Genomic DNA, 26,792 nt, shown 5'->3' with positions numbered 1-26,792 from the left:
GTGGCCGCGACGACGCGCACCAACTGGGCGGGGAACGTCACCTACCGTGCTTCCGCGCTGGAACGCCCCACCTCGGTGGCGGAGCTCCAGCAGCTCGTCGCGGCCACGCCGCGCCTGACGGCGCTCGGGTCGACGCACTCGTTCAACGAGATCGCCGACACCGACGCCGTGCAGGTCACGCTCGCCGGTCTCCCGCCGCTGCTCGAGATCGACGAGACGCGCCGGGTCGTGCGCGTCGCGGCCGGGATGACGCACAGCCAGGTGGCGTCCGGACTGGAGGCCCGTGGCTGGGCCCTCGCGAACCTCGCCTCCCTGCCGCACATCTCGGTCGCCGGTGCGGTCGCGACTGGCACGCACGGCTCGGGCGTCCGCAACCCCTCGCTCGCGCAGGCCGTGGTCGGCCTCGACGTCGTCCGCGCCTCCGGCGCGGTCGACCGGGTCGACGCCTCGTCGCCCGACGACGACCTCGACGCGCACCGGGTGGCCCTCGGGGCGCTCGGTGTCGTCACCGCGGTCGAGCTCGCGATCGAGCCGACGTTCCAGGTCGCCACGACCGTGCACCTCGACCTGCCGTGGGACGCCGTGTCGGCCCACTTCGACGACGTGATGTCCGATGCCTACTCAGTGTCGATGTTTACCTCGTTCGACGACCGCGGCGCCCGGCAGGTGTGGACCAAGCACCGCGTCGACGAGCCCGGGCCCGCGGTCGACCTCGTCGCCCTCGGTGCCCGCCGCGCCGACGGACCGGTGCACCCGGGTGAGAACGACGCCGCGAGCGTCACCGAGCAGGGCGGCGTCCCCGGCCCCTGGGCCGAGCGGCTGCCGCACTTCCGGTCGACCTTCACGCCGTCCACCGGGGCGGAGATCCAGGCGGAGTACCTGATCCCCGCGGCGCACGCCGTCGCGGCGCTCGACGCCCTCCGTCCGCTCGAGCCGGTGTTCGCCCCGCTGCTCATCGCCGCGGAGGTCCGGACGATCGCGGCGGACACCGCGTGGCTCGCGCCCTCGACCGGCCGGCAGTCGGTCGGACTGCACTTCACCTTCCGTCGCGACCCGGCGGCAGTCGCGTCGGCGGTCGAGCGGATCGAGGCGGTCCTCGCGCCGTTCGACCCGCGGCCGCACTGGGGCAAGGTGTCGGCGGCGGGCGTGGAACGGCTGCACGAGGTGTACCCGCGGCTCGACGACTTCGCGGCCCTCGCGCGCGACCTCGACCCGGCCGGGCGCTTCCGGAACGCGTTCTTGGCGCGCGTGCTGTCCTGACCCACGAGCGGGCGGGATCAGCAGATGTGCAGGAGTTCGACGGCTCGGGCACGGGTGGGTCGCTGAGTGCTCACATGTGTGATCACAAAGGTTGGTGCATGGCGAACCTCAACCGGATCCTCGGCATGGCCTCCAAGGTCATCGACAAGCAGATGCAGAAGCAGCGCGGTCAGGGGAACGCCGCCGCTGGCAACCAGCAGCCGTCCTCGGGCGGGAGCGACTGGCGTGACATCGTCCGCACGGCCGCGGACAAGCTGACGGGCGACGACCGCTCGCAGCAGCAGCGTCCGCACGGGCAGCAGCAGCAGCAGCAGCAGGGCCAGCAGCAGCAGCAGTACGGGCAGCCGCAGTACAGCCAGCAGCAGTACGGGCAGCCGCAGCACGGTGGCCGACCGCAGCAGCACGGCCAGGCCGACCCCGACAAGGTGGCACTGGCGAAGTACGACTACCTGCTGCGCACCTCGAACCCCGACCAGCTCGAGCAGGTCCACCACGACGCGTTCGCACGCCTCACGCCGGCGCAGCGGCAGCAGGTCCGTGACCGACTCAACTCCGAGCTGCCCCCGCACGAGCACCTGCGCGACGACTCGTCGGGCAGCATGGCGCGCGCGATGACCCGCGGGGAGATGTCCCGCCCCGGGCTCATCCGTCGCGTGCTCGGCGGGTCCGGCCGGTCGACGGGCGGGCGCGGTGGTGCCTTCGCCGGCGGCGCCGCGGTCGGAGCCGGTGCGATGGCGGTCGGCGGCCTGGCCGTGGCGGTCGCCGGTGGCGCCGTCGTCAGTGCGGCCGCCGCGCCGGTGCTCGCCGGTGCCGCGGACCTCGGCGTCGACTTCGAGGGCATCGCGTCCGGGATCGGCGACCTCGGCCTGGCCGATCTCGGCGGCGGGGTCGAGGGCTTCGCGGCCGAGGGCGAGCAGTTCCTCGGCGGCCTGGGCGAGCAGGCATCCGGCCTGGGCGAGCAGGCATCCGGCCTGGGCGAGCAGGCATCCGGCCTGGGCGAGCAGGCGTCGAACCTCGGGAACGACTTCCTCGGCGGCCTGTTCGACCGCTGACCCCTCCGCTGTCGGGGGACGGACGGTGGGACGGGGCCTCAGAGGGACTCGAGCACGTCGACCGCCCGCCGCACGCCGTGCTCCCGCCGCACGAGCCGACCCACCTCCGCCGCCCGCTCGCGGCGGGACAGGGCATCGCCCATCGCCGAAGCGAGCGTCCAGGCCGACACGCGCCGCAGCGGGACCGCCGCCGCGGCGAGCCCCTACCGGTGCAGCTGCGCGGCCCAGAACGGCTGGTCGGCGGTCACGGGCACGACGACGGCTGGCACCCCGGCCCTGGCGACAGCGTGTGAGGTGCCGGCCCCGCCGTGGTGCACCGCGAGGGCCGCGCCCGGCAACACCGCGTCGAACGGTGCCGAGCGCACCGCGAGCACGTCCGGACCGCGGCACTCCGACGGCAGCGCGAGGCCGCCCCACCCGGTGACCAGCAACACGCGGAGACCGTGGAACCGGGCTGCCCTGACGACCGCACGTCCGCGCGCAGATGCGTCCCCCGCGCCCGACGGACCGAGCGAGGCCATCGAACCGAGCGACGCCACGACGAACGGGCCGGCGTCGAGGAACGCGGCGACGGCGGGGTCGGCGGCCGGTCCGTCCTCGTACCAGGCACCCGTCTGGTGGACACGCTCCGGCCAGTCGTCCGGACGCGGCAGCAGCGCGGGGCTGACCGCCATCAGGGTCGCCCGCGAGGACGACCGCCGGGCGGGACCACGACCTCCCGGCAACCCGGCGGCGGCACGCGCGACGTCGGCGTCGAACAGGCGTGCGGCGGCGCGCGGCACGGCGTAGCTGGTCCGGTTGCCCGAGCCGAGGTCACGGGTGGCCGTCGGACCGCCGGCGGCGGGGAAGCGCGCGCTCGGGGTCGCCACGGGCGCGAACTCCGCCAGCACGCGGGGCACGCCGAGCGTGTCCGCCACCATCGGGGCACTGAGGATCAGCGGGTGGTGCACCACCACGTCGGGGTCGAAGGCGACGGTCTCCCGCACCGCGGCGGCGAACATGCGCCGCATCGCGGGCCGCACCTCGGAGCGCACGTGGTGTGCGATCGCGATCGGGGAGCGTCCGGCTGGCGCGAGCACCCGACGGGCGTCCAGGCCGAGGGGCACGGCGTCCACGTCCGCGGGTGCGACGGCGTCGTCGGGCAGTGCCAGCCGGACCTCGTGACCGCGGGCGGCGGCGTGCCGTGCCAGCGCAGTGAACGGCTCCACGTCGCCTCGGGTGCCTGCGGTGAGGAGCATCATGCGCATCCGACCAGTGTGGCCCGGGCACCGTCACGCGGTGCCGACCCGCGGCGCGTACGCTCGACCTCGTGACAGACGGTGGTGGAACGATGTCGAGTACCGCACCGTCGGGGCTCGGTCTCGCCGTGCGCCGCCTCGTCCACATCTCGCGACCGGTGCTCTGGATCAACACGATCGGGTCCGGGCTCGTCGCCGTCTGGCTGACCGGCTCGCTGTTCGACCTCCGGGCACTCCCGGTGATCCTGTGGTTGACCCTGCCGTTCAACCTGCTCATCTACGGCGTCAACGACATCTACGACCAGGACACCGACGCGGCCAACCCGCGCAAGGGCTCCATCGAGGGTGCGCGGATCCGTCAGTCCGAGGTCCGCCTCATCGCCTGGGCCGTGGCGGCCGTCAACGTCCCGTTCCTCGTCCTCTTCGCCCTCACGCTGCCGCCGCTCGCGAACGTCGCGATCCTGCTCTACGTGGGTGTCTTCGTCTTCTACTCGGCACCGCCGCTGCGCTTCAAGGCGCGGCCCTTCCTCGACTCGCTGAGCAACGCGGCCTACGCGCTGCCGCTCGTCATCGTGCCCGCTGCCCTCGAGGTGACGCCGGTGTGGCCCGCCGCCCTCGGCCTGATGGCGTGGAGCGTGGCGAAGCACGCCTTCGACGCGGTCCAGGACATCGTCGAGGACCGTGACGCGGGGATCACCACCACCGCGGTGCGGCTCGGCGCGCGCGGGACCGCGGTCTGGAGCGGGGTGTGGTGGCTCGTCTCCACGGCGCTGTTCGCCGTGGTGAGCGTGCCCGTGGCCGCCGTCAACCTCCTGATCGCCGGCATCCTCGTGGTGTCCCTGCTGCGCGACCCGACGCCGGAGACCGGGCACCGCCTCTACCGCCTGTCGGTCGCGTTCCCCTACATCGCGGGTTCGTTCGCCGGGGTGCTGCTCCTGGTCTCGATCGTCCTGGGAGGCCGCGCATGAGTCGGATCGTCGTGGTCGGCGGCGGGATCGGCGGACTGACCGCCGCCGCGTTACTCGCGCACGCGGGGCACCGGGTCACCCTGCTCGAGGCCTCCGCCGAGCTCGGCGGCAAGAGTCGCCGCATCCAGCTCGGGGCGGACCGCATCGACACCGGGCCGTCGCTGGTGACCTTCCCCGCGGTGTGGGACGAACTGCGGCGGCGACTCGGCGACGGCGGGCGTCCCGCCGACCGGACGAGTGACGTCGGCGGCCTCGACCTGGTGCGGATGCCCGAGGTCGGCCGGTACTACCACGACGGCGAGGAGACCTCCCTGCCGGTGGCGCCCGACCACCCCTGGTACCCCGCCTGGCGACGCTTCGCCGACCTGCACGCGCCGCTCGCCGACGACGTGACCGAGCTGCTGCTCGCCGACCCGCTCGACCGGGCCGCGCTGCCCGCGCTCCGCAGGCTGCTGGCCGTGTACGGTTCACGGCTCACCACGCGCGCCTACCTCGACAGCCTGCGGTGGCTGCCGGACGGGCTGCGCGAGATCATCGCGATCCACACCCTCAACGCGGGCGTCTCGCCGTCGCGCACCCCCGCCCTCTACGCGAGCATGCCCGCGATCATGGCGGAGACCGGGGCCTGGGTGCCGCGCGGCGGGGTGTACGAGATCGTGCTCGCGCTGGGTCGGCTGGCCGAGGCGGCCGGGGTCGAGGTCCGCACCGGCGAGGCCGTCACCCGCATCGAGCGCGGATCCGTCACCACCGACGTCGGGCACCACCGCGCCGACCTGGTCGTCAGCGCACTCGACGCCGACCGGCTGACCACGCTGACGGGTCCGTCGCGGATCCCGACCCTGCCCCGTCGACGCCCCCGCGCCCTCTCCTGCTCGGCCGTCGCGGTGTACGGCGTGCTGCGGGAGGAACTGCCGGACGCCCTCGCGACGCACAGCGTCGTGCTGCCCACGAAGCCCGCTGCGCTCCACCGGAGCCTCGAGGCGGGCGACGAGCCGGCGGACACCATGGTGTTCGTCAACCAGTACCGCGCCGGCGAGGTGTACCCGAACCCGCGCAGCACCCTCGGCATCCTGCTCACCGCCCCCGCGGACGGCGGGCGGTACACGGTGGAGCACCCCTTCGTCCGACGCGAGGTCGAGCGGGTCTCGAGCGCGATGGGACTCGACCGGCCCCTCACGGACCTGCTCGACGAGCAGGTCGTGCTCGACCCGCAGTACTACGGCGGCGGGGGCGAACCCCACGGCGCGCTCTACGGGGCAGCGCGTCCGCCGTGGCTGAGCGGACCCTTCCACCGCCCGTCGTACAACGACCCGTGGAAGCCCTGGCTGTGGCGCGTCGGCGCGTCGGTGCACCCCGGCGGTGGCATCCCGGCGGTGGTGGGCGGTGCCATGATCGCCGTGCAGCGGCTGCTCAAGGCGAACCCGGCCTGACACCGGCCGAGGGCGACCGATCAGGAGGAGACCAGGGTGGTGCAGGCGAACATCAGCACGGTCACGGTGCAGGGTCGACCCCAGGACCGCGACGCCGACCTCGACCACCTACCGCGGTTCGACGTCGAGACCGACACGGGGCACCGGTACGTCGTGACCTGCGACGGCCCACCGGTCGGTGCCCCGTCCGACTGGACCGTGACGAGCGCCGACGACGGTCGCCCGGTCGGCCACGTCCGGCTGCAGGGCGCGGGCATGCCCGGGCCACCGACTACCGGTTCAAGCGCGTCGGAGCGTTCTTCACGGGCGGCAAGCAGTTCGACCTCTGGAACGCCGTGCAGTCGTTGCTGGAGTGACACCGTCGGAGGCGCGAGGACCGGTCCCCGGGGTCCTCGCGCCTCCCGGTGCGCCTAGAAGTACGTGATCCCGTGCGGCACCCGCGCCGGCACCAGCATCGACCGGAACACCGCCGGTGCCGCCGGGTCGTCCGCGTGCACGAGCCCCGCCGCCGCGAGCGTCACCGGCGACACCGACCCGATGAGCACCGCGCCGAGGTCAGCCACGTCGAGCCGCAGGTCCGCCTCGCCACCGTCGTCGTCGGCCGTCCGGGTCACGGTGCCCCGTCCGTCGACGACGTCGAGACGGTAGGTGCCGGCGGCGAAGCCCATCGCGTCGGACACCGCGAGCGAGATCGACCCGTCGACCGCGTACGGACGCGAGGTCAGCACGGCGGGCACGTCGAGCACCCGCAGCCAGACGTGGTCCTCCTCGTGCTCGACGTCGTAGGCGCGGTTGTCCCCGAGCGCCGCGACGACCGGGTCGTCGAGCCGCGAGCGGGTGTACCGGACGACGTCGTTGAGGTCGATCGACAGCAGGAACTCCCACAGCGACAGGTACGCGGCGTCGGTGGCGTACACCAGGTCGACGACCTCGAGCACGGTGTCGGTGCCGCCGCGACCCTCCTTGACGCGCCACGTCACGTAGCCGTCGACGTCCGAGGCGGCGGTCGCGCCGGCGGGACGGTGCACCGCGGCGCGGACGTCGGTCGCGGGCTTGCCCTCGCCGTCACGCAGCCCGAACACGATCGGCCACGTGCCGGCGTTGCGCACCATGGACCCCGGGGTGCGGGCGTCGAACCGGTCGAAGACGGCGCGGCCGACGCCGCCCGCGAGCCACTCCGGCGTGACGACGGCGACGGTGCCGGTCGTCGGGGCGAGCAGGGGGAGCGCGCGCTCGCGCCGGACACGGACGGCGCGCTCGCGGATCGCGCAGCCGAAGCCGAACCGGCGGTAGATCGTGCCCTCGGACGCGGTGAGCGAGGCGACGGCGTACCCCTCGGCGATGCCGCGCTCGAGGGCGTGGGTCATCATCCGGCGGAGGATCCCGCGCCGACGCTCGGTGGGTCGGACGGTCACGGCCGAGATCGCCTGCGTGTCGATCGATGCGCCGTCGCCCCAGCTGAGCCGCTTGCGGAACCACGTGAACGTGCCGGCCGGCCACGTCTCGTCGACGGACCCGGGGAGGGGGTCCCGCAGGTACGCGCCGAGGAAGGTCTCCTGGTCCTCGAGGAAGTGCGACGCCATGCGGGCAGCGCCCTCGGCGTCGGGGTGCGGCTCGTGGAACCCGAGCCCGACGGCGCGCATCCACGCCTCGGTCTCCGGCGTCGGCGCCCCCTGGTCGTCGGTCGTCGGCGCGAACTCGCGCAGGTCGTAGCGGTCGTCGAATGCGTCGTTGCTGGCCACGAGCCGACCCTACCGGTGTGCCCCGTCCGGGCGGTGAGCGGACGTCGGACGGGAGGCGTGGGGCGGCGCCGCACCGCGCCTCCCGTCCGTCACACGGTCCCGACGGACCGGACGGCCGGTCAGGGCGTGCCGCGTCGCGTCTCCTGGGCCACCACCTCGTCGAGGTCCGTGAGCCGCCGCATCTGCTGGAGCGGCCGCATCATCCGCGGGTTGTCCTGCAGCGCCGGTTCCGTGCGCGACAGGAACGCCCAGTAGCCGGCGGTGAACGGGCAGGCGTCCTCGCCGAGCCGCTTCGTGGGGTCGTACCGGCAGCCGCCGCAGTGGTCCGACATCCGGTCGATGTACCGCCCGCCGGACGCGTAGGGCTTCGTCGCGACCATCCCGCCGTCGGCGTGCTGGGACATGCCGATGATGTTCGCTGGCATCACCCAGTCGGTGCCGTCGACGAACACGTCGGTGAACCACTCGGTCAGGTGCACCGGGTCGTACCCGCGCTGCAGGGCCCAGTTGCCGAGCACCATGAGCCGCTGGATGTGGTGGAGCCAGCCGTGGTCGTGCAGGCCCTCCATCGCGGTGGACAGGCAGACGGCGTCGATCTCCGACGCGTCGAGCACCTGCCACCAGCGGGGGAGCCGCTCGTGCGCGCCGAGGGCGTTCTCCTCGGCGCCGTAGTCGTCGCCGAACCACCAGTAGAGGTGCCAGACGTAGTCGCGCCAGCCGGCGACCTGGCGGACGAAGCCCTCCACGCTCGCGAGCGGGGCGTCGTGGTCGCGGTGCGCGACGAGTGCGGCCTCGACGACCTCGAACGGGTCGAGCACCCCGAGGTTCATCGGGACGCTGAGCAGCGAGTGCGCCATCGTCCAGTCGTTCGTGAGCGTGGCGTCCTCGAAGGGGCCGAAGTCACCGAGGCGCACCTGCACGAAGTCGTCGAGGGCCTGTCGGGCCTCGTCCGCGGTGACGGCGAAGCGGCGGGTGTCGTCGCGGCCGACGAACCTCGCCACCCCGTCGCGCTCCCAGCGGTCGAGGTCGTGCCGGACCTCGTCGTCGATGTCGTCCTCGGTCGGCCACCAGGGGTCCGGCAGCCCGAGCGTCGTCGCGCCCCGGGGCGGCGGCTCGCGGTTCTGGTCGTCGAGGCTGAACTTCCCGCCGATCGGCCCGTCGGACTGCATCAGCCAGCCCTCGCGCCGGCGGACCCGCTCGTAGTGGGTCTCCATCCGGAACCGTCCGGTGCCCTGCGCCGCCCACTCGGCGAACTCGGCCTCGTCGGTGACGAACCCGCGGCTCGGCAGGACCTCGGTCCCGCGGCCCCAGTGCCGGACCTGGGCGCGGAGGGTCCGGGAGGGCGGGTCGACCACGTCGAGGTCGTCGCGGCCGACCAGCGCCTCCCGGAGGGTGTCGACCTGCACGTGCTCGGCGCGGTCGCCGAGCTCGCGGACGCGGTGCCGCAGGGCGCTCAGCCAGAGGTGTGCCTTGGCGCGGTGCACCGGGCGCGCGGTGAAGAACTCGCGGGCCTCGACGACCAGGGCGGGGCCGCCGTCGTCGAACAGGGGTCCGTACTGCCCGGGCAGGACGAGGCGACGGCGATCGGTGCTGCTGCGGTCGGTGCTGCCGGCTTCGGTGCTGCCGCGCTCGGGTGCCATGCCCGGACGCTACCGGCGACGTGTGACGTCCGGCTGACGGCGCGTGTGCCCCGTCCGTCGAGCGGTCGTGCGTGCTGTCCGGCACGGCAGCGGGGCCGCCGGCTCGCGCCGACGACCCCGCTCGACCGTGGTGGTCGCTTGCCCGTGCCTCGGCTCAGTTGTACGACGCGACGCGGTTCGGCGCGGTGTTGCCCGCGGGCGTCGGCACCGATCCACCGACGCCGTTGATGACGCTCGAGATCGTCCCGGTGTCACCGAGCGAGACCGTCACGAGCCCGTGCGCCCGGATGCCCGAGGTGGTCGGGGTCTCGAACGCGCGGTCCGCGTGCACCGACGGGTTCGTGTTGAAGAAGCAGTACACACCGCCGCCCCAGATCTCGTGGTTCGTCACCCCGGAGGCGACCTTGTAGGCCGCGTACCCGGCGCCCGTGGGGCTCTGCCACGAGGCGTTGTCCGGCACGTCGTAGGGCATCTCGTTCTGGAAGAAGATCGTGCGACCGCGGTTGCCGTTCCAGAGCACCTCGTACTTCTGGTAGTGCTCGACGAACAGCCCGGTGGCGAGCACGTCGTCGCCGTTCACCTCGACGCCGGTCGCGCCGGTGTTGACGTTCCAGCCGGTGGCCGCGCCGCCGTGGTCGGCTCGCCAGGCCCAGATGTGGTCGACCAGCGTGTCGTCGGCGTTGACCTGCAGCGTCGTCGTGGCCTTGCCCTGGATGCTCGAGCCGACGCGGAAGAAGACGTCCTGGATGCTCTGCGGGTCGGCGGCGTGGTCGACGTGCGAGCCGCTGGTGCCGAGGCGGACGAGCTGCGCGCTGTTCTGCGTGCCCGCGTCGACGACGAGGTTCGAGACGTTGACGCCGGAGACGTCGTTCGAGGTGATGACCGCGTTGCCGGCCGTCGGCACGAGCGTCGGGAAGCCGATGCCCGTCACGACGGTGTCGGCACGCGTGACGTTCAGTGCGGCGTTCAGCTGGTACGTGCCGGGGGTGAAGAACAGGTTCAGCCCCTGCGCGAGCGCGCTGTTGATCGTCGCCGCGGAGTCGCCCGGGTGCGCGACGTAGAAGTTCCGCATCGGGATGTCGGTCCCGGCGGTGTCCGGCCACGTGACGCCGGAGGAGTTCGTCCGCAGCGACGGCACGAACACGTGGTACTTGTTCGACGAGTCGACGTACAGGTACGGCTTCTCGCGGGTGACCGGCGTCGTCGCCAGGGTGGTGTAGCTCTTCGCGAAGTCGTTCGCGGGCGCACCCTGGACACCCGAGAAGGTCATGTTCCAGTTGCCGCCCTGCCACGACCCGAGCGTGGAGTTGCGGGTGTACCACTGCTGCTGCGAGCCGCTCGTCACGGTGCCGTCGACCTTCGAGTCGGCGATGTACCCGCCGGACGAGTAGCCCTGGCCGCCGTCCTGGTTGGACGGCCCCATCGTCAGGTTGCCCTTCACGTGCACGCGGCGCATCGGCGCGGCCTGCGACACGGCCCACCGGTCGGTGCCGCCCTCGGGCACGATCGCCAGGTTCTCGACCGACCGCCAGAAGTTCTGCGTGGCGTTCTTCTCGTCGCCGGCGTTCCACCCGGAGTCGACGTTGACCGCCCCGTTGATCGTGACGTCGTCGGGGTTCCTGCCGAGACCCGCCACGGACGTGTAGAAGCCCAGGTTCGCCCAGACCCGGCCGTAGCTGCCCGGCTTGAACAGGAACGCGTACCGCTGCGACCCGAACTGCGCGGTGGTGCTCCGCAGCTGCGCGTTGAACGCCGCGTCCACGTCGGCCTGGATGGTCGAGGTCGGTGTCGACGGGCTGTAGACCTTGACGTTGCTCCCGAAGTCCGGGGTGTCGCTGGTCGGGACCGCTGCCTGTGCCTGCAGGGCCGGCGTCAGGGCGCCGACCAGGCCGACCGCCGTGATCGTCGCGAGGAGCGTGCTCATCCGTCGTTGCATGATGCTCGATTCGTCGTCGGGCGGCCCCGTTGCCGCCCGCAACAGACCGTAGACCCGCCCGCGGGGCGCGGCAGTCGGTGCTGCGGCGGACAAGCGCGTACCCCGAACGGGGGTCACGACGGCCGGGAGGCACGGAGCTGCCCCGCCCCGCCCGTCGCGGCCCGTCGTCGGTACGCTCACCGCATGTGGCCGACCGAGCAGGACTGGCGGGCGTCCGTCCCGCGGCTGCTCCGCGACGCCGTCGCGCGGTGGGACCTGCGGGTCGGCGCACCCTTCGGCGGCGGCAGCATCTCGCACGTGCTGCCCGTCACGACCCCCGACGGGCGCGACGCGGTCCTCAAGCTCTCCTTCCCGCACCGCGAGGCCGAGCACGAGGCGGCCGCCCTCGCCCGGTGGGACGGCGACGGCGCGGTGCGGCTCCTCGCGGTGGACCCCGACGACCCGTTCGTGTTCCTGCTCGAGCGCTGCGATCCGGGGACGCGCCTGTCCGATCGCGTCGACCTGCCGGCGGCCGAACGGCTGCGGACCGCCGCCGAGCTGCTCGGCGGCCTGTGGGCGGCCGGGGTGCCGGACACCGACCCCTTCGAACGCCTGACGGACGCGGCCGCCGGGTGGGCGGACCTGCTCGAGGAGCGGATGCGGGCCGTCGCCCCGCCGTTCGACCCCGGGCTCGTCCGCCGCGGCGCCGAGCTCCTCCGCGCCCTGCCCGTCGGTGCACGACGCACCGTAATAGTGCACGGCGACGCGAACCCGGGGAACGTCCTCGCGGCCGGGCGCTCGCCGTGGCTCGTCATCGACCCGAAGCCGATGGTCGGTGACCCCGCCTACGACCTCGGGCCGCTCCTGGCGCAGGTCGACGACCCGTTCCGGACCGCCGACCCGACCGCCACCGTGCGTGCGCGCACCGCGCTGCTCGCCGACGTGACCGGGGAGCCCGTCGGACGGATCGCGGCCTGGTGCACGGCGCGGGCCGTCGAGTCGGCGCTGTGGTCCGTCAGCCGTGGTGCGCTCGGCGACGGTCGGGACGCCATGGCCCGTGCGGCGGTCACGGATCGGCTCGCCGACTGACGCTCCGGGTCACCGGGCGGCGGCGACCACGTCGTCGAGCGCGTCGTCCGCGGACCGCGGTTCGCGCCCGAGGAGCGCCCGGAGGGTCGGGTCGGTGCCGGCGAACCACCCCGCGCCCGCCGCCTCGTACATGCCGAGCAGGAACCGGACCATGCGTTCGTCCTGGCCGGCGGCCACGGCGCGCTCGACCCACCGCTCGGGGTCGACGAGCTCGAAGCCGACCTCGTCACCGACGCGGTCGGACAGCCGCCGGGCGAGGTCGGCGAACGTCGGCGCCCCGGTCGCGGTGATGGTCACGGGCCCCTCGGCGGGGGCGTCCTGCAGCAGGAGCGCGGCGGCGGCCTCGGCGGCGTCCTCGCGCGCGGTCCACGAGACCGGACCGTCCGCGGGCACGGAGACCGTCCCCGTCGCGGCCCAGGGACCGAGCAGCCACTGCAGGCTGTGCGCGTAGAAGCCGTTCCGGAGCGAGGTCCACCGGAGGCCGGAGGCCGCGAGCAGGTCCTCGGTCGCCGCGTGGTGCCGCGCGGGGACGAACGGTGAGTCCGCACCCGCTCCCTGGTGGCTCGTGTAGGAGACGTGCCGGACGCCCGCTGCCACCGCGGCGTCGACCGCGTTGCGGTGCTGCGCGACGGTGTCGCCCGCCGGGTCGTTCGACGACACGAGGAGCAGCCGGTCCGCGCCCGCGAAGGCGGTGCGGAGCGTCGCGGGGTCGTCGTAGTCGCCCGGTCGGACCGCCACGCCGCGGTCGGCGAACCCCGCCGCCTTCGCGGGGTCGCGGGTGACGACCGTCAGGTCGGAGGCCGGCAGATGACGGAGGAGGTGGTCGGCGGTCGCGCCGTTGAGGGCGCCGGTCGCTCCGGTGATGGTGATCATTGGATGCTCGTTCCTGTTAGCGGTGGTAACAGCGACGACCGTACGCGCTGATTCCGGCGATAGCAAGACCCTGTTAGCGTTGGTCCATGTCGTCGACCTCGGCCCCCGTTCCCGCACCCGACGCCGACCCGCGCCGGAACGTCCGCGAGCGGATCGTCGCAGCTGCGGCCGAGCTGCTCCACGAGGACGGGGCCGACGCGGTCACGACACGTGCGGTCGCCGTACGCGCCGGGGTGCAGGCGCCCACGATCTACCGGCTGTTCGGCGACAAGGACGGCCTGCTCGACGCCGTCGCCGAGCACGCGATGACGGTCTTCGCCGCCGAGAAGGCCGCGCTCGTCGCCGACGGCGCTGCCGAGGGGACCGACCCCGTCGCGGCACTCCGCTCAGGGTGGGACGCGACGATCGCCTTCGGCCTCGCGAACCCCGACCTCTTCGTCATCATGAGCGACCCGCGCCGCGGCCGGGGATCACCCGCCGTCGCCGCCGGACTGCGGGCGCTCGAGGAACGGTTGCGTCGCGTCGCAGCGGTCGGGCGGTTGCTCGTGCGCGAGGCCGACGCCGTGCGGCTCGTCCACGCGGCCGGGACCGGGACGGTGCTCGCGATCCTCGGGGAGGCCGGGGAGGCCGAGGACGACCGGCGCAGCGACCTCGCCGACCGGGCGTGGGCCGCGGTCGCGTCGCAGGTCCTGGTGGCCGAGGACGACGTGCCGGCCGGACCGGACCGCGCGCTGCGCACCGCCGCACTCACCCTGCGCGCCGGCGTCGACGGACTCGACGCGCTGTCGCCGGCCGAGCGGGCCGTCCTCGCGGAGTGGCTCGACCGCGTGGTCGACGGGACCGACGGGGGAGCGGACGCGTCGGACGGCGGCGCCTGACCGGCCGTCAGTCGGTCGCGCCCCGCGGCGGATCGACCAGCAGGGCGACGCGGTCGCGCAGGTAGTCGGCGAGTGGCACCACGGCACCGGCGGTCGCCGACCAGCGGACCACCGGCTCGTCGTCGACGACCGCGAGGACCCCCGCGGCACCCACGAGCGTGTCGTCGAGCGGGACCGGCACCGCGCCGTGGTTGACGGTGTCGCCCTCGGCGAAGTGCCCCTTGGCCGCCGCCGCACGGTACGCGCGCCGCACCTCGGCGGACACCGAGACGAACTGCTGGCGACCGGGGTCCGTGACCCGGGTGATCCGTCCGGTCGCCCACACCCGCCCCGCGGTCTCGGGGGAGGAGCCGAGCAGCAGGGCGCCGACGCGCCACACCCGCCCGAGCGACCGGATCGTCGGCTCGCGGCGGATGCCGAGGACGGCACGTGGCTCGACGTACTCGCCGAGCGCCTCGTCGCGGACGGCGGCCTCGCGCAGGCGGTTGCCGGCGTCGGCGAGCAGGTCCCGTGCGCGCCGCACCGCGTCCGCCGCGCCCTCGTCCGTCACGACCCCCGAGCCTAGACCGCGGTGTCACGCGGGGTCGCGGAGTCCGCGGAATGCCGAGGTCGGTCCTACCGTTGGAGTGTCCGGGCCGTCGCGAGGCCCGGCAACGAGGAGGGTCGATGGGCATCGTCAGGTGGTTGTTCGACGCGCAGCTCGTCATCGGCGACCAGACCGTGCTCTGGCGTGAGGTGATCGGCAACGTGTTCGGACTGCTCAGCGCGCTCGGCGGGATGCGTCGTCGGGTGTGGGCCTGGCCGGTCGGCATCCTCGGCAACGCCCTGCTCTTCACCGTCTTCATGGGCGCGCTCTTCGACACCCCGAACCCGGTCAACCTGCTCGGGCAGGCCGGCCGACAGGTCATGTTCATCGTCGTCAGCGTCTACGGCTGGTACCGGTGGACGCACCGCGCGGACGAGGCGACGACCGTCGTCGAGCCGAGGTGGGCCTCCTGGCCGACCCGCGGGCTGATGGTCCTCGTCATGGTGGGCGGCACCGCCCTGCTGACCCCGCTGTTCCGCGCGCTCGGCTCCTACGAGCCGGTGTGGAGCGACGCCTGGATCTTCGTCGGGTCGGTGCTCGCGACCTACGGCATGGCGAAGGGCTGGGTCGAGTTCTGGCTCGTCTGGGTCGCCGTCGACCTGGTCGGTGTCCCGCTGTTGTTCTCGGCCGGGTACTACGCCTCCGGGCTCATGTACGTCTTCTACGGTGCCTTCACGCTGACCGGGTTCTTCGTGTGGATGTCGCAGGGACGGAAGCCCTCCGCGGCGCCCGTCACCGTCGGTTGAGCCGACCGTCGGACGTCCCCGTGCCCCCCACACGGGGTGGAGACACGCGACGGCGCATCCTGTGGACTGTGGAGATGGCAGACTCCTGCGACGTGACGTACGACGACGAGGCGGTCCTGGCCGAACGCATCGTGCGTGGCGCGATCCGTGCGTTCCGTCTGCACCCGTACCACGACGTCGACGCGAGCGTCGTCGCCGAGACGTCCGGGCTCGACACCGCGGTCGTCGAACGGGTCTTCCCGATCTGGGACGCGCTGCTGCTCGTGACCTACGACCGCTGGACGCAGTTGCGCGGGACCCGGCGCTCGGTCGAGCCGGCCTCGACCGTCGACCACGTCCGCCTGACCCTCGCCGAGGACGTCGCCGACCCGGGACTCGTGAGGCTCCTGGCCGGAGTCGTGTCCATCGCCGCGTCGGAACGCGACTTCGCCGAGCTCTTCCGCAAGCGGTTCGAGGAGCACGTCGAGCAGCTCACCGCGGGGCTCGAGCGGGACGTCGCATCCGGTGCCGAGCACATCGGCATCCCGACGCACCAGGCTGCGACGCAGCTGCTCGCCGTCCACGAGGGGCTGCAGGTGCAGATGCTCGTCCGGCCGTACATCGACGCACTGGTCGAGTTCGACCGCGCCGTCCGTACGCTGCGCCAGGGGTGGCGCGCGCCGGAGCCCGTGGCGTGGGACCTCGACTCCGCGCTCGCCAGCATCTGACGGAGCCGCGACCCGGCCGACCACGACCAGGTCGGCCACGACCGGGCCGGCCACGACCACGCAGGACCGGACCGCCCGCGGTCAGCGCGTCCCGGGTCGGCCGCGGCGCCAGCCGGCGATCTGCCGCAGGGTGACCTTCGAGCCGTACTGCGCGACGGAGTGCCGGAACAGGTACTCGGCGAACCAGAGCAGCACCGCCGCGGTGGCGAAGACCTCGACGATGCACACCACGGACTCCACCACGCTGAGGGTGCCCACGGCGTTGCGCACCATCGCGGTGATCGGGGTGAACGTCGGGAAGTACGTGAAGAACGCGGCCACCGGCGACGACGGCGTCGTCATCACGAAGAACGCGGCGTACAGCGGGATGATCAGCGCGAAGATCGCCGCCGACTGCAGCGTCGAGGCGTCCTTGATGGACGGCACCGCCGCACCCACCGCGACGAAGAGCCCGCACCCCAGCAGGACGCCGCCCACGAGCAGGAGCGCGCCCACGACCATCCGCCACGGGTCGACGCTCAGACCACCGAGCCGCGACGCCACGAACGGCAGCGCGGCCAGGGCGACGACGAGTCCCGGTACCAGGACGACGCCGACCTGCACGAGCCCGACGAGCAGCATCGCGAGGACCTTGCCGCGGATGAGGTCGCCCGCCGTCACGGTCGTCAGGATCATCTCGGAGATCCGGTTCTCCTTCTCCTCGACGACCACGGTCACCATCCGCGTCGCGAGCAGGATGACGATGCCGAAGAACGCCGCCACGTAGAGGAACGGCGGCACGATCGACAGCCAGCCGGGTGCCACGCGGCCGTCGGCGTAGGCGGTGAGCTCGGTGGCCGGCGGGGCGCGGAGGAGCGCGACGGCCTCGTCGTCGTCCACCGAGGTCGCGACGCTGCGCTCGAGCACCCGCTCCGCGAGCGAGGAGTACCCGCCGTTCTCGAACAGACCGCGGTCGGCCGCGTCGAGCCGGATCGGCTCCGTCGAAGGCTTCGCGGGGTACTCGACGAACAGCTCCAGCGTCCCGGCGCGGACGGCCGCCCGATCGGCGGCGGGGTCCTCGGACGGTGTGCCGCCCCACTGCGCGGCGACCGAGGCGGACACGAGACCCGAGTGGTCGACGTAGTGGAACGGGGTCCGCGTCGCCGAGCTGCTCGACGACACCGAGTCGGTGCCGGCGGCCTGGCCGACCCCCACGAGCAGCGAGACGACGACGACCACGATCGGCAGGGCGAGGGTGCCGATCCAGAACGCGGGCTTCTTGACGGCGCGGACGAACTCGAAGCGGACGACCGTCCCGAGCCGGCTCACGCGGCGGCCCCGGTCCGTGCCGGGGTGCCGAGCGGCGCACGGCCCGGCGGGTGTGCGTCGTCGGCACCGGCGTCGTGGCCGTACACCTGCACGAAGATCTCGTCGAGCGGGATGCGTCGCATCTCGAACCCGGTGACGTGCACGCCGGCGGTCACGAGCGACGCGAGGATGTCCGACCCGTCCGGTGCCGCCGCGGCGCGGGGGACCAGGTAGGCGACGTGGCCCTCGTGCCGGGCGAGCCGGTACAGGGGCGAGGGCGGCACGCTCCCGTCGAGCAGCACCCGGGCGACGGCACCGCCGAAGGCGTCCTGCACGTCCGGGATGGTGCCGTAGGCGGCCGCTCGACCGTCCTTGAGCAGGAGGATCCGGTCGCACAGCCGTTCGACCTCGTCCATGTGGTGCGTGACGAGGATCACCGTCGCGCCGTCGGCCTTCCGTTCGTCGACCAGGTCGAGCAGGAGCCGGCGGTTCACCGGGTCGAGGCCCTTCGTCGGCTCGTCGAGGATGAGCAGGCGCGGCCGGTCCATGATCGTGATGCCGAGCTGCACCTTCTGCTGCTGGCCGCCGGAGAGCTTGTCGACGCGGAGCTTCGCGCGGTCGGCGAGCCCGATCCGCTCGAGGTACCCGGTGCTCCACCGCACGGCCTCGGGACGCCGGAGTCCACGGAGCATCCCGAAGTACGTCATCACGTCGATGACGGACTCCTTGCGGTAGAGCCCGCGCTCCTCGGGCAGGTACCCGATGCCGCCGGTCGCCGGTCGGTACGGAGCGCCGTCGATCGTCAGGGAGCCGGCGGTCGGTGTCGTGATGCCGAGCAGGGCCCGGATGGTGGTCGTCTTGCCGGACCCGTTGCTGCCGAGGAGCCCGAACGTCTCGCCCGGTGCGACGTCGAAGGACAGGCCGTCGACGACGTCGCGGTCGCCGAAGCGCATCACGAAGTCCCGCACGCTGATGCTGGCACCGCTCATGGGGCCGACCCTACCGACGGACCCCGAGCGAGCGGTACTTGCCAAACTGGAAAGTAGTTGCCAAGATGGATAGCGGAGAGGGGAACACATGACCGAGATCCGACCGTCCGAGGCCCGAGCACTCCTGACCAGCGCCGACCGGCTCGCCCGCCGAGCGCACGACGCCGTCCGCTGGCCCTACGTCGCGTTCATCACGGCGCTCGGGGCGACCACGTCCCTCGGGACCTTCGCGATGGGGCTGAGCGAGGGCCGCGCGTTCGGCGCGGCCTACGTCGGGACCATCGCCGTGGTGATGGCACTCGTCCTCTGGTTCACGATCAGCATCCGCGGCCGCTCGGCGTTCGCCCGGGGGCGCCGGTGGACCGCCTACGTCGCGGCGTGGGCCGTGACGTACTGCGCCGCGATCGCCGTCGTCGCGTGGGTGCACGGCTCCCTGGTCTGGTCCGCCGTCACGTCGGGCGCGGTGCTGGTCGTCGCGCTGGCGTGCGCAGCGTGGGAGTCCCGGGCGTGACGACGACCCACGGTGCGCACCCGCGCCACCGGCTCGACGACCTGCTGCAGAACCCGGTCCGGTTCTCGGTGGTCGCGGCGCTGGACCGCGCCGGGACGCTCGGGTTCCGCGAGGTCCGCGACGCCGTCGAGGTCACCGACTCTGCCCTGAGCAAGCAGGTCAGTGCCCTCGAGACCGCGGGGTACGTCGCCGTCGCGAAGGGGTTCGTGGGGAAGACCTCGCGCACGTCGTTGACGCTCACGCGTGCCGGGCGGACGGCCTGGCGAGCGCACCTGGCGGCGTTGCGGGAGATCGCCGGACCGTCGGCGGACCCGGCCTGACCGAGCGGCGAGCGAGCGGGGCCGCGACGGACGGGAGGCGCGGTGCCTGCTGGCACCGCGCCTCCCGGCCGTCTCCTGGTCGCGACCCGTTCCGTCAGGAACGCAACCAGGCGGTCCCCACGCCCGACAGTGCGCCGTCCGCCACCGGCGCGGAGGCGAGCAGGAGCTCGCCGGCGGGCAGCGCGTACGGCTCGTCGCCGAACACCGTGACGCTCGTCCAGCCGTTCGGCCGACGGAAGGCGAGCACGTCGTCGCGACCGGTCTCGAGCCACTCGAGGTGCTCCTCGGACTGCAGCTGGCCGCGCAGGCCCAGCGCTTTCCGGTACAGGTTCAGCGTCGAGTCCGGGTCGGCGTCCTCGGCCTCGACCGAGACGTCCGCGAACCACGCCGGCTGCGGCAGGTGCGAGCCACCCTCGCCGAACCCGAAGGACGACCCCTGTCGCGTCCACGGGATCGGCACGCGGCATCCGTCGCGGCCCACGTCGACACCGGGGTTGCGGAAGAACGCCGGGTCCTGGCGGTCGGCGTCCGGGATGTCGCCCACCTCGTGCAGCCCGAGCTCCTCGCCCTGGTACAGGTAGGCCGAACCGGGCAGCGCGAGCTCGAGCAGCGTCGCCGCCTGCGCACGACGGAGCCCGAGCGCGCGGTCGAGGTCGGCCTGCGACCCGCCGGCGAGCAGCCATGCGGCGCCCTGCTTCTGCTCGGAGCCGTCGCGGGCGGGGAGCGCGTACCGGGTGGCGTGCCGGACGACGTCGTGGTTCGAGAACACCCAGGTGGTCGACGAGCCGGACTGCTCGGCCAGCCCGAGGTTGAACTCGATGATCGTGCGGAACTGCTGCGCGTCGAAGTCGGCCTCGAGCAGGTCGAAGTTGAACGCCTGTCCGAGCCCCTCGGCGCTGGCGTACCGCGCACGACGGTCGGCGGCGACCCAGGCCTCGGCCACCGCGGTGCGCGCCGGCGTGTACTCGTCGAAGACCTTCCGCCACTCGGCGTAGATCTCGTGCACGTCGTCACGGTCCCAGAGGATGTGCTGACCGTCCTTCGGCGCCGCGAGGACCTCGGCCCACGACGGCAGGGGCCCGGACGGCAGGTCCTTCGCCAGGCCGTGTGCGACGTCGATGCGGAAGCCGTCGACCCCGCGGTCGGACCAGAACCGCAGCGTGTGCAGGAAGTCGTTGCGGACCTCGCGGTTCGCCCAGTTCAGGTCGGGCTGCTCCGCCGCGAAGTTGTGCAGGTACCACTGGCCGTCGCCGACGGCGGTCCACGCCGGGCCGCCGAAGATCGACACCCAGTCGGCCGGCGCCTCCGACCCGTCGGGGCCGCTGCCGTCGCGGAACACGTACCGGTCGCGTGCGGGGCTGCCCGCCGGCGACGCGAGTGCCTCGCGGAACCACGCGTGCCGGTCGCTCGTGTGGTTGGGCACGACGTCGACGATCACCCGGATGCCGGCGCCGTGCAGGGCGGCGACCATCTCGTCGAAGTCGTCGAGCGTGCCGAGCCGCGGGTCGACGTCGCGGTAGTCGTCGACGTCGTAGCCGCCGTCGGCGAGGGCGGACGGGTAGAAGGGGCTGAGCCAGACCGCCTCGATGCCGAGCGACGCCAGGTAGGGGACCCGCGCGGTCACGCCGGGCAGGTCGCCGATCCCGTCGCCGTCCGCGTCCGCGAAGGAGCGCGGGTAGACCTGGTAGACGCTCGCCTGACGCCACCAGGTCTCGTCGGTGGTGGTCGCTGCGGGCTGGACGGCGGTGTCGGTCACGACTGGCCTCTCGTTGTGGGTGGTGGTCGGGTTCGCGGTCGTCACTTGATCGCGCCCTGGGTCACACCGGCCATCACCCATCGCTGGGTGACCAGGTAGACGATGATCGCCGGCGCCATCGCCATCAGGTACGAGGCGAAGGACACGTTGTAGTTGTTGCTGAACTGGGTCTGGAACATCTGCTGCAGCACCGGCAGCGTCTGCAGGGCCGGGTTCGAGGTGATCAGCGACGGCATCACGAAGTCGTTCCACGAGGCGAGGAACGCGAAGATGCCGACGGTGGCGCTCATCGGTGCGAGGAGCGGGAACACCAGTCGCCAGAACACCTGCCCCGTGCTCGCACCGTCGATGCGTGCACTCTCCTCCAGCTCGGCCGGGATCGACCGCAGGAACGCGGTGAAGAGCAGGACGCTGAAGGACAGCTGGAACATGACGTGCAGGATCGCGACACCGATCGGGTTGTCGAGCCCGGCGAGTCCGGTGAGCTTCACCTGCGACAGGGCGAGGACGGGGAACGGCAGGAACATCGCCGCGAGCAGGTAGAAGAACGACCAGCGGAACAGCCGGCGCTCCCAGTTGCGGGCGATCGCGTAGGCGGTGAACGAGGCGAGCAGGATCGTGCCGACGACGGTGATCGCGGCGATGAACACCGAGACCCCGAAGGCGCGGGGGAAGTCCGTCAGCTCCCAGGCCTGCACGAAGCCGTCGACGCTGAACGGCGCCGGCAGCGAGAACGCGTTGCCGTCGACGGCCTGCGCGGTCGTCTTGAACGCCATCGTGACGGTGACGTAGAGCGGGACGAGGACCGACAGGGCGCAGAGGGCCAGGACGATCGTGACGGGCCAGTTCGCCCGGTCGCGTCGGCCGGCGCCGCGGCCCCCGGCGGTGCGGTCGGCGTCGACGGACCGGACGCTGCCGGTCGCGGTGGTGCCGGGGCGGAGGGGTGCTTGCAGGGACATCAGAGCGCTGCCTTCCCGCGGGTGGCCCGCAGCTGGATCACGGCGATCACGACGGCGATCAGGAAGAAGATCGTCGCGTTCGCCATCTGGTACGCGTAGTCGCCGCCGCTGAAGCCCTTGAAGATGCTCATCGCCACGCTGGTGGTCGAGGTGCCCGGGCCGCCGTCGGTCAGGCCGACGATGATGTCGTACGAGTTCAGGAAGTTCTTGAACCCGATGACGAGGTTGATGAGGATGTAGCCCGCCGTCAGCGGGGCGGTGATCGAGACGAGCTGTCGCCACGAGCTCGCGCCGTCGAGTGCCGAGGCCTCGTACACCTCGCCCGGGATGGACAGGACCCCGGCGATGTAGATGAGGAGCGTCGACGGGATCGCCTGCCAGGCCGTGACCACGACGATCGCGACCCACGCCAGGTCGGGGTTCGCGAGGATGCTCTGCTCGAGCGGCGCGAAGCCGAGCGCGGTCGCGAACGCCGGCAGCGAGTTGGCGAACAGGAACGAGAACACGTACGCGATGACGATGCCCGAGATCACCATCGGCAGGACGAAGACCCCGCGGAGCGCGATCTTGCCGCGGATCTTCGACGTCAGCGCGATCGCCAGCAGGAACGCGACCGCGTTCACGACGAGCACGGTGACGAGCGAGAACCCGATGGTGAACAGGTACGCCTGCAGGATCGCGGGGTCGGAGAACACGGCGACGTAGTTCGTGAGCCCGGTGAACCGGAACTCGCCGAAGCCGACGGAGTTCGTGAAGCTCAGCACGATCCCCATTACCGCCGGGAGCGTGATCGCGAGCGTGAAGAGAACGAGCGTGGGGACGAGGAACACGAGGAAGAGCGGGTCGACGCGCTTCCCGCGTCCGCGGCTGTCGGCCTGGAGGCGCGGTGCGGCTCCGCCCCGTCGGCGGCGGTCCGCCGTCGTGATCGATCGGGTGGTCGTGGTGGCCAAGGTCGTCTCCTTACGCGGCCGACCGGAGCGCGAGCCGCGCCCAGTCGCCGTCGAGGGTGCGGAGTTGCGGTTCGGGCGCACCGCCGAAGGCGATGGACTGCAGGTAGTTCGCCACCGGGATCTCGGCGGGGATGAGCTGCGAGGCGCCGAGGTAGAAGCGCGCGTCGTCGTACGAGTCCTGCATGCCGCGGAGCGCGGGGTTCGACACCGGCGGCGAGTCCTTCCGGACCCCGAAGCCGTTGTTGTCGGCGTTGTACTGGTCGCTGACCGCCGGGCTCATCAGGAACGACAGGAACTCGCGGGCGGCCTCCTGCTTCCGGGATGCCTCCGGGATCCAGAGCCCGAGGTCGACGTTGACGCGCACCTTGTTGTCGGCCGGGTCGTCGGTCGCGGGGAACGGGAACGTGCCGAGGTTCATGTCCGGGTTCGTCTTCGCGATCTCGCCGAGTGCCCACGGGCCCTGCAGGTACATCGCGGCCTTCCCCTGCGCGAACGCCAGGTTGCCGTCGCCGTATCCCCGGCTGGCCGCACCCGCCTGGTGCCACTGCAGCAGGTCCACCATGCGGCCGACCGGGGCGGCGAAGTCCCGCTCGAACGACACTGCCGACCCCCTGCCGACCGAGGTGCCCTCGCGATCGAGCGCCGCGAAGGTCGCCGGCACGTCGAGCATGCCGCCGACCGAGTAGTCGAACATGCCCTGCGCGATCGTCCAGTTGTCCTTGTACGTGCCGTACATCGGCGTGATGCCGGCCCGCACGAGCCGCTCGCACACGTCCGTGAACGCGCTCCAGGTCGTCGGCACCTCGAGGCCCTGCTGCGCGAAGAGCGCCTTGTCGTAGATCACGGACGCGGCGGTGACCGAGTACGGCAGGACGCTCGTGCGCCCCGGGTAGTCGGCGGTCTGCTGCATGAGCGGCCAGAGGTCCGGGTTGATCGTGTCCCGCTCGCGCGTGTCCGACAGGTCGGTCAGCGCGCCGTGCTCGACGAACGAGACCATCGCGTAGTTGTAGTTCAGGCATCCGAGGTCCGGCGGCCGGTTCCGCACGAAGTTCGCGGACATGTTCGACGTCGAGTCGCGGACGACCCGGATCTTCGACTGGCTGTCGTGGAACTTCGCGATGACGTCGTCGAAGTACCCGATGACCTCGGGCTTCGACACGTAGAACGTGATCGTCTCGGGGCGGCTGCTCGATCCTCCGAGCGGGGCGCACCCGGCGAGTGCCAGGCCCGCGCCGATGCCGCCCGCACCGAGCAGGAAGCCACGGCGGGTGACCCCGGCCGTGCCCCTGGTGGTGGCGTGTGCTTGCACGTCGTCTCCGTCCGTCCGGACCCGGCAGCCCTGCCGTTCCGGTCTGCGCCCGACGTCGGTGTCGGCTCGCCGGACTAAATGTACCCAGAAAATCTAATCGCGCAAGCAAACGGTCCCGCGGTAGGGTCGGCGCATGTCACAGCGCCGTGAGACCACCCGCGCGACCAGCGCCGAAGCGGTCCTGGCCTGGGCGTTCGGCACCGGGGCGTTCACCGCGTCCGAGGCGATCGACGCCACCGGGCTCACCCGCTCGACCGTGCTCGCCGCGTGCACCGAGCTCGTGCGGCTCGGGTGGCTCCGCGACCTCGACGACGCCCGCGCCGCCGGCGAGTACCGCAAGGGGCGGCCCGCCCGGCGCTCCGAGCTCGACGAGACCGCCGGGGTCGTCGTCGGCGTCGACGCGGGACAGCACCGGGTGACGGCCCTCGTCGCCGATCTCCGCGGCACCGTCCTGACCCGCGCCGAGGGGTCGCTCGGCGAGTCGGGACTCGAGGTGCCCGTCCGTCTGCGCGTCGTCGAGGAGACCGTGGCGTCAGCGCTCGCCGCGGCCGGGGTGGCTCCGGACCGCGTGCTCGTGACGGTCCTCGGCATCCCGGCGCCCGTGGACGCGGCGGGGGAGTCGCCCGCCGACGGCGGGTTCTGGGACAGCATGAACCCCGGCTTCGCGGCGGTCGTGCCGCACGGCGTCGTCGTCGTGGAGAACGACGCGAACGCGGCGGCCCTCGCCGAGCGCCCGTCCTCCGGCGACGCCTCCTTCGCCGCCCTGCTGTCGGGCGAGCGCTTCGGTGCCGGTCTGGTGGTGGACGGCGCGCTGCTCCGTGGCGCCCGTGGTGGCGCGGGGGAGCTCCGCGTGCTCGACCTGGTGGACGGCGTCTCGTCGTCGGACGGCATCGGGCGCACGGCGCGGACGCTCCTGCGGCAGGCCCGCGCCGAGGGACGGGTCCCCGTGGACTCCCTGCTCGGCGGGGACGACGAACCGGACGCCGCCGTGGTCCTCGCCGCCGCGGCACTCGGGGAACCGCTCGCGCTCGAGGTGGTGGACGGGCTCGGCGACCGGCTCGCCCGGGTGTGCGTGCTGCTCGCGAGCCTGCTCGACATCGACCGGGTCGTGGTCGCCGGGGCGATCGCCGACGCGGCCGGCCCCGTGATCGATCGTGCCCGTGAGCACCTGGCGGCGTGGGACCTCGACCCGACGCCCGAGGTCGTGGCCTCCCGCCTCGGCGGCGACGTCGTCGCGCTCGGGGCCGTCGCCCGGGCGCTCGACGTGGTGCGGGCGGACCCCCTGGCGTTCCCGCTGCCCGCGGAGGCCCCCGTCCTGGCGACCTGATCGTCGGTCCCGCTGCCGTCGACCAGCGACGCGGGCTACCGGGGGACCGGCACGAGGCGCTGCAGCTGGGTGACGTGCCCGGGTTCGAGCTCGTCGAGGGAGGCGACCCCGAGCAGCCGCATGGTCCGCTCGATCTGCTCGGACAGGATCTGGATCATCCGGTCGACCCCGGCCTCGCCGCCCGCCATCAACCCGTACAGGTAGGCGCGGCCGACCATCGTGAACCGCGCGCCGAGTGCCACCGCGGCGACGATGTCCGCGCCGGACATGATGCCGGTGTCGAGGTGCACCTCGGTGTCCTTCCCGACCTCCCGCACCACGGTGGGCAGCAGGTGGAACGGCACGGGGGCGCGGTCGAGCTGCCGGCCGCCGTGGTTCGACAGCGTGATGCCGTCCACGCCCAGGTCCGCCAGGCGCTTCGCGTCCGCCAGGGACTGCACGCCCTTCACCACGACCCTGCCCGGCCACTGGTCGCGGATCCACTCCAGGTCCTCGTACGTGACGGTCGGGTCGAACATGTGGTCGAGCAGTTCGCCGACCGTGCCGGACCAGCGGTCGAGGGACGCGAACGCGAGCGGCTCGGTGGTGAGGAAGTCGAACCACCACCACGGCCGCGGGATCGCGTCCACGACGGTCTTCACGCCGAGCTGCGGGGGGATGGAGAACCCGTTGCGCTTGTCGCGGAGCCGGGCACCGGCGACGGGGACGTCGACGGTGACGAGCAGCGTGTCGAACCCGGCCCGAGCGGCCCGCTCGACCAACGCCATGCTCTTGTCGCGGTCCTTCCACATGTAGAGCTGGAACCAGTTGCGCCCGTGCGGGTTGGCGTCGCGGACGTCCTCGATCGCGGTGGTCCCCATCGTCGACAGCGAGAACGGGATGCCCGCCCGTCCGGCGGCCCTCGCCCCGGCGCGCTCGCCCTCGGTCTGCATCATCCGGGTGAAGCCGGTCGGGGCGATGCCGAACGGGCGGGACACCGGGGCGCCGAGCACCTCGCGCGAGGTGTCCACCTGCGACACGTCGCGCAGGATCGCCGGCGAGAACTCGATGTCCTCGAACGCCTGCCGGGCACGTGCGAGTGAGATCTCCGCCTCCGCAGCACCCTCGGTGTAGTCGAACGCCGCCTTCGGGGTCCGGCGCGCAGCGATCCGACGCAGGTCCCAGATCGTCAACGCGGACTCGAGCCGCTGCCGCCGACCCGGCAGCGACGGCTTCCTGAACTGCATCAGCGGGGCGAGGTCGCGGACGCTCGGCAGCTGC

25 protein-coding genes are annotated in these 26,792 nt (G+C 72.9%); 11 read left to right on the top strand and 14 right to left on the bottom strand.

Translation table 11 applies throughout. From position 1 onward, the window contains the following. Positions 1-1,260, top strand: coding sequence for an FAD-binding protein (locus tag AB0N84_RS10635; protein ID WP_363545988.1), 1,260 nt, complete (start codon positions 1-3; stop codon positions 1,258-1,260). A 98-nt stretch (positions 1,261-1,358) separates the two neighbouring features. Continuing rightward, a complete protein-coding gene (locus AB0N84_RS10630) occupies positions 1,359-2,312 on the top strand; it encodes a hypothetical protein (protein WP_363545985.1) in 954 nt (317 codons plus the stop codon). Positions 2,313-2,350: 38 nt separating this feature from the next. Here the strand turns inward: AB0N84_RS10630 and AB0N84_RS10625 are convergent, their stop codons facing one another. Next, positions 2,351-2,482 carry a hypothetical protein gene (locus AB0N84_RS10625; protein WP_363545983.1) on the bottom strand — a complete coding sequence of 44 codons (132 nt, stop codon included), beginning with the start codon at positions 2,480-2,482 and terminating at the stop codon, positions 2,351-2,353. A 33-nt stretch (positions 2,483-2,515) separates the two neighbouring features. After that, positions 2,516-3,559 carry a nucleotide disphospho-sugar-binding domain-containing protein gene (locus tag AB0N84_RS10620; protein ID WP_363545980.1) on the bottom strand — a complete coding sequence of 348 codons (1,044 nt, stop codon included), beginning with the start codon at positions 3,557-3,559 and terminating at the stop codon, positions 2,516-2,518. Between the two features lie 83 nt (positions 3,560-3,642). On the opposite strand from AB0N84_RS10620, the gene AB0N84_RS10615 reads away from it, so the two are divergent. Then, positions 3,643-4,518, top strand: coding sequence for a UbiA family prenyltransferase (locus AB0N84_RS10615; protein WP_363545977.1), 876 nt, complete (start codon positions 3,643-3,645; stop codon positions 4,516-4,518). Beyond that, on the top strand, positions 4,515-5,948 hold the full coding sequence (locus AB0N84_RS10610; RefSeq protein WP_363545974.1) for an NAD(P)/FAD-dependent oxidoreductase: 1,434 nt from the start codon (positions 4,515-4,517) through the stop codon (positions 5,946-5,948). The genes AB0N84_RS10615 and AB0N84_RS10610 overlap by 4 nt, the downstream gene beginning before the upstream one ends. Before the next feature lie 410 nt (positions 5,949-6,358). Here the strand turns inward: AB0N84_RS10610 and AB0N84_RS10605 are convergent, their stop codons facing one another. From AB0N84_RS10605 to AB0N84_RS10595, 3 genes are all read right to left on the bottom strand, one after another. Then, entirely contained in the window at positions 6,359-7,690 is a 1,332-nt protein-coding gene (locus AB0N84_RS10605) for a GNAT family N-acetyltransferase (protein WP_363545971.1), read from the bottom strand. Positions 7,691-7,809: 119 nt separating this feature from the next. Beyond that, on the bottom strand, positions 7,810-9,330 hold the full coding sequence (locus AB0N84_RS10600; protein WP_363545968.1) for a cryptochrome/photolyase family protein: 1,521 nt from the start codon (positions 9,328-9,330) through the stop codon (positions 7,810-7,812). A gap of 154 nt (positions 9,331-9,484) precedes the next feature. Further along, positions 9,485-11,254 (bottom strand): hypothetical protein, encoded by a 1,770-nt coding sequence (locus tag AB0N84_RS10595; RefSeq protein ID WP_289457158.1) that lies wholly within the window; start codon positions 11,252-11,254, stop codon positions 9,485-9,487. A 195-nt stretch (positions 11,255-11,449) separates the two neighbouring features. Between AB0N84_RS10595 and AB0N84_RS10590 the strand changes: the two genes are divergently transcribed. Further along, positions 11,450-12,334 carry an aminoglycoside phosphotransferase family protein gene (locus tag AB0N84_RS10590; RefSeq protein ID WP_363545965.1) on the top strand — a complete coding sequence of 295 codons (885 nt, stop codon included), beginning with the start codon at positions 11,450-11,452 and terminating at the stop codon, positions 12,332-12,334. 9 nt (positions 12,335-12,343) lie between these two features. Here AB0N84_RS10590 and AB0N84_RS10585 read toward each other — a convergent pair whose 3' ends face one another. Beyond that, on the bottom strand, positions 12,344-13,207 hold the full coding sequence (locus AB0N84_RS10585; protein WP_363545962.1) for an NAD(P)H-binding protein: 864 nt from the start codon (positions 13,205-13,207) through the stop codon (positions 12,344-12,346). A gap of 86 nt (positions 13,208-13,293) precedes the next feature. Between AB0N84_RS10585 and AB0N84_RS10580 the strand changes: the two genes are divergently transcribed. Continuing rightward, positions 13,294-14,085: a TetR/AcrR family transcriptional regulator gene (locus AB0N84_RS10580; protein WP_363545959.1), complete on the top strand. Its 792-nt coding sequence runs from the start codon at positions 13,294-13,296 to the stop codon at positions 14,083-14,085. 7 nt (positions 14,086-14,092) lie between these two features. Here the strand turns inward: AB0N84_RS10580 and AB0N84_RS10575 are convergent, their stop codons facing one another. Beyond that, positions 14,093-14,635, bottom strand: coding sequence for a hypothetical protein (locus AB0N84_RS10575; RefSeq protein ID WP_363545956.1), 543 nt, complete (start codon positions 14,633-14,635; stop codon positions 14,093-14,095). A gap of 116 nt (positions 14,636-14,751) precedes the next feature. Here AB0N84_RS10575 and pnuC point away from each other — a divergent pair, with 116 nt between their 5' ends. Both pnuC and AB0N84_RS10565 read left to right on the top strand, forming a co-directional pair. Continuing rightward, on the top strand, positions 14,752-15,417 hold the full coding sequence (pnuC, locus tag AB0N84_RS10570; protein WP_363545953.1) for a nicotinamide riboside transporter PnuC: 666 nt from the start codon (positions 14,752-14,754) through the stop codon (positions 15,415-15,417). Between the two features lie 74 nt (positions 15,418-15,491). Then, positions 15,492-16,124, top strand: a complete 633-nt coding sequence (locus AB0N84_RS10565) for a TetR family transcriptional regulator C-terminal domain-containing protein (RefSeq protein ID WP_069713419.1) — start codon at positions 15,492-15,494, stop codon at positions 16,122-16,124. Positions 16,125-16,205: 81 nt separating this feature from the next. On the opposite strand, the gene AB0N84_RS10560 is transcribed toward AB0N84_RS10565, so the two are convergent. Together AB0N84_RS10560 and AB0N84_RS10555 are read right to left on the bottom strand one after the other, a co-directional pair. Further along, the gene (locus AB0N84_RS10560; RefSeq protein ID WP_182045617.1) at positions 16,206-17,432 is read right to left on the bottom strand and encodes an ABC transporter permease; all 1,227 of its coding nucleotides are present in this window, start codon (positions 17,430-17,432) and stop codon (positions 16,206-16,208) included. Next, complete coding sequence (locus AB0N84_RS10555; RefSeq protein WP_289457166.1) at positions 17,429-18,400, bottom strand: ATP-binding cassette domain-containing protein; 972 nt, start codon at positions 18,398-18,400, stop codon at positions 17,429-17,431. The genes AB0N84_RS10560 and AB0N84_RS10555 overlap by 4 nt, the downstream gene beginning before the upstream one ends. Before the next feature lie 88 nt (positions 18,401-18,488). On the opposite strand from AB0N84_RS10555, the gene AB0N84_RS10550 reads away from it, so the two are divergent. Both AB0N84_RS10550 and AB0N84_RS10545 read left to right on the top strand, forming a co-directional pair. Beyond that, positions 18,489-18,911, top strand: a complete 423-nt coding sequence (locus AB0N84_RS10550) for a chemotaxis protein CheY (protein ID WP_182045619.1) — start codon at positions 18,489-18,491, stop codon at positions 18,909-18,911. Next, on the top strand, positions 18,908-19,231 hold the full coding sequence (locus AB0N84_RS10545; protein WP_182045620.1) for a transcriptional regulator: 324 nt from the start codon (positions 18,908-18,910) through the stop codon (positions 19,229-19,231). The genes AB0N84_RS10550 and AB0N84_RS10545 overlap by 4 nt, the downstream gene beginning before the upstream one ends. A gap of 94 nt (positions 19,232-19,325) precedes the next feature. Here AB0N84_RS10545 and AB0N84_RS10540 read toward each other — a convergent pair whose 3' ends face one another. The 4 genes from AB0N84_RS10540 to AB0N84_RS10525 are packed head-to-tail and all read right to left on the bottom strand — an operon-like array spanning position 19,326 to position 24,205. Continuing rightward, positions 19,326-20,987, bottom strand: coding sequence for a glycoside hydrolase family 13 protein (locus tag AB0N84_RS10540; RefSeq protein WP_363545946.1), 1,662 nt, complete (start codon positions 20,985-20,987; stop codon positions 19,326-19,328). A 41-nt stretch (positions 20,988-21,028) separates the two neighbouring features. Continuing rightward, positions 21,029-21,946, bottom strand: coding sequence for a carbohydrate ABC transporter permease (locus AB0N84_RS10535; protein WP_069713415.1), 918 nt, complete (start codon positions 21,944-21,946; stop codon positions 21,029-21,031). After that, the gene (locus AB0N84_RS10530) at positions 21,946-22,896 is read right to left on the bottom strand and encodes a sugar ABC transporter permease (protein ID WP_363545942.1); all 951 of its coding nucleotides are present in this window, start codon (positions 22,894-22,896) and stop codon (positions 21,946-21,948) included. Before AB0N84_RS10530 ends, AB0N84_RS10535 begins: the two co-directional genes overlap by 1 nt. A 10-nt stretch (positions 22,897-22,906) precedes the next feature. Then, complete coding sequence (locus AB0N84_RS10525) at positions 22,907-24,205, bottom strand: extracellular solute-binding protein (RefSeq protein ID WP_363545939.1); 1,299 nt, start codon at positions 24,203-24,205, stop codon at positions 22,907-22,909. A 133-nt stretch (positions 24,206-24,338) separates the two neighbouring features. On the opposite strand from AB0N84_RS10525, the gene AB0N84_RS10520 reads away from it, so the two are divergent. Next, positions 24,339-25,532, top strand: a complete 1,194-nt coding sequence (locus tag AB0N84_RS10520) for an ROK family protein (RefSeq protein WP_363545936.1) — start codon at positions 24,339-24,341, stop codon at positions 25,530-25,532. A gap of 35 nt (positions 25,533-25,567) precedes the next feature. Here the strand turns inward: AB0N84_RS10520 and AB0N84_RS10515 are convergent, their stop codons facing one another. After that, complete coding sequence (locus AB0N84_RS10515) at positions 25,568-26,758, bottom strand: alpha-hydroxy acid oxidase (protein ID WP_363546069.1); 1,191 nt, start codon at positions 26,756-26,758, stop codon at positions 25,568-25,570. Between the last annotated feature and the right edge of the window lie 34 nt (positions 26,759-26,792).

It is taken from the genome of Curtobacterium sp. NPDC089185, assembly GCF_040685235.1.
Taxonomy (GTDB): domain Bacteria; phylum Actinomycetota; class Actinomycetes; order Actinomycetales; family Microbacteriaceae; genus Curtobacterium; species Curtobacterium citri.
Note: the sequence above shows the minus strand (reverse complement) of the source record. Positions and strands in the feature narration are given on the sequence as shown.

Excerpts from the sequence above, each read along its gene's own strand:
- AB0N84_RS10630 (WP_363545985.1), top strand. The coding sequence starts at position 1,359 with ATGGCGAACCTCAACCGGATCCTCGGCATGGCCTCCAAGGTCATCGAC.
- AB0N84_RS10620 (WP_363545980.1), bottom strand. The coding sequence starts at position 3,559 with ATGCGCATGATGCTCCTCACCGCAGGCACCCGAGGCGACGTGGAGCCG.
- AB0N84_RS10615 (WP_363545977.1), top strand. The coding sequence starts at position 3,643 with ATGTCGAGTACCGCACCGTCGGGGCTCGGTCTCGCCGTGCGCCGCCTC.
- AB0N84_RS10610 (WP_363545974.1), top strand. The coding sequence starts at position 4,515 with ATGAGTCGGATCGTCGTGGTCGGCGGCGGGATCGGCGGACTGACCGCC.
- AB0N84_RS10600 (WP_363545968.1), bottom strand. The coding sequence starts at position 9,330 with ATGGCACCCGAGCGCGGCAGCACCGAAGCCGGCAGCACCGACCGCAGC.
- AB0N84_RS10595 (WP_289457158.1), bottom strand. The coding sequence starts at position 11,254 with ATGAGCACGCTCCTCGCGACGATCACGGCGGTCGGCCTGGTCGGCGCC.
- AB0N84_RS10590 (WP_363545965.1), top strand. The coding sequence starts at position 11,450 with ATGTGGCCGACCGAGCAGGACTGGCGGGCGTCCGTCCCGCGGCTGCTC.
- AB0N84_RS10585 (WP_363545962.1), bottom strand. The coding sequence starts at position 13,207 with ATGATCACCATCACCGGAGCGACCGGCGCCCTCAACGGCGCGACCGCC.
- AB0N84_RS10580 (WP_363545959.1), top strand. The coding sequence starts at position 13,294 with ATGTCGTCGACCTCGGCCCCCGTTCCCGCACCCGACGCCGACCCGCGC.
- pnuC (WP_363545953.1), top strand. The coding sequence starts at position 14,752 with ATGGGCATCGTCAGGTGGTTGTTCGACGCGCAGCTCGTCATCGGCGAC.
- AB0N84_RS10565 (WP_069713419.1), top strand. The coding sequence starts at position 15,492 with ATGGCAGACTCCTGCGACGTGACGTACGACGACGAGGCGGTCCTGGCC.
- AB0N84_RS10555 (WP_289457166.1), bottom strand. The coding sequence starts at position 18,400 with ATGAGCGGTGCCAGCATCAGCGTGCGGGACTTCGTGATGCGCTTCGGC.
- AB0N84_RS10550 (WP_182045619.1), top strand. The coding sequence starts at position 18,489 with ATGACCGAGATCCGACCGTCCGAGGCCCGAGCACTCCTGACCAGCGCC.
- AB0N84_RS10535 (WP_069713415.1), bottom strand. The coding sequence starts at position 21,946 with ATGTCCCTGCAAGCACCCCTCCGCCCCGGCACCACCGCGACCGGCAGC.
- AB0N84_RS10520 (WP_363545936.1), top strand. The coding sequence starts at position 24,339 with ATGTCACAGCGCCGTGAGACCACCCGCGCGACCAGCGCCGAAGCGGTC.
- AB0N84_RS10515 (WP_363546069.1), bottom strand. The coding sequence starts at position 26,758 with ATGCAGTTCAGGAAGCCGTCGCTGCCGGGTCGGCGGCAGCGGCTCGAG.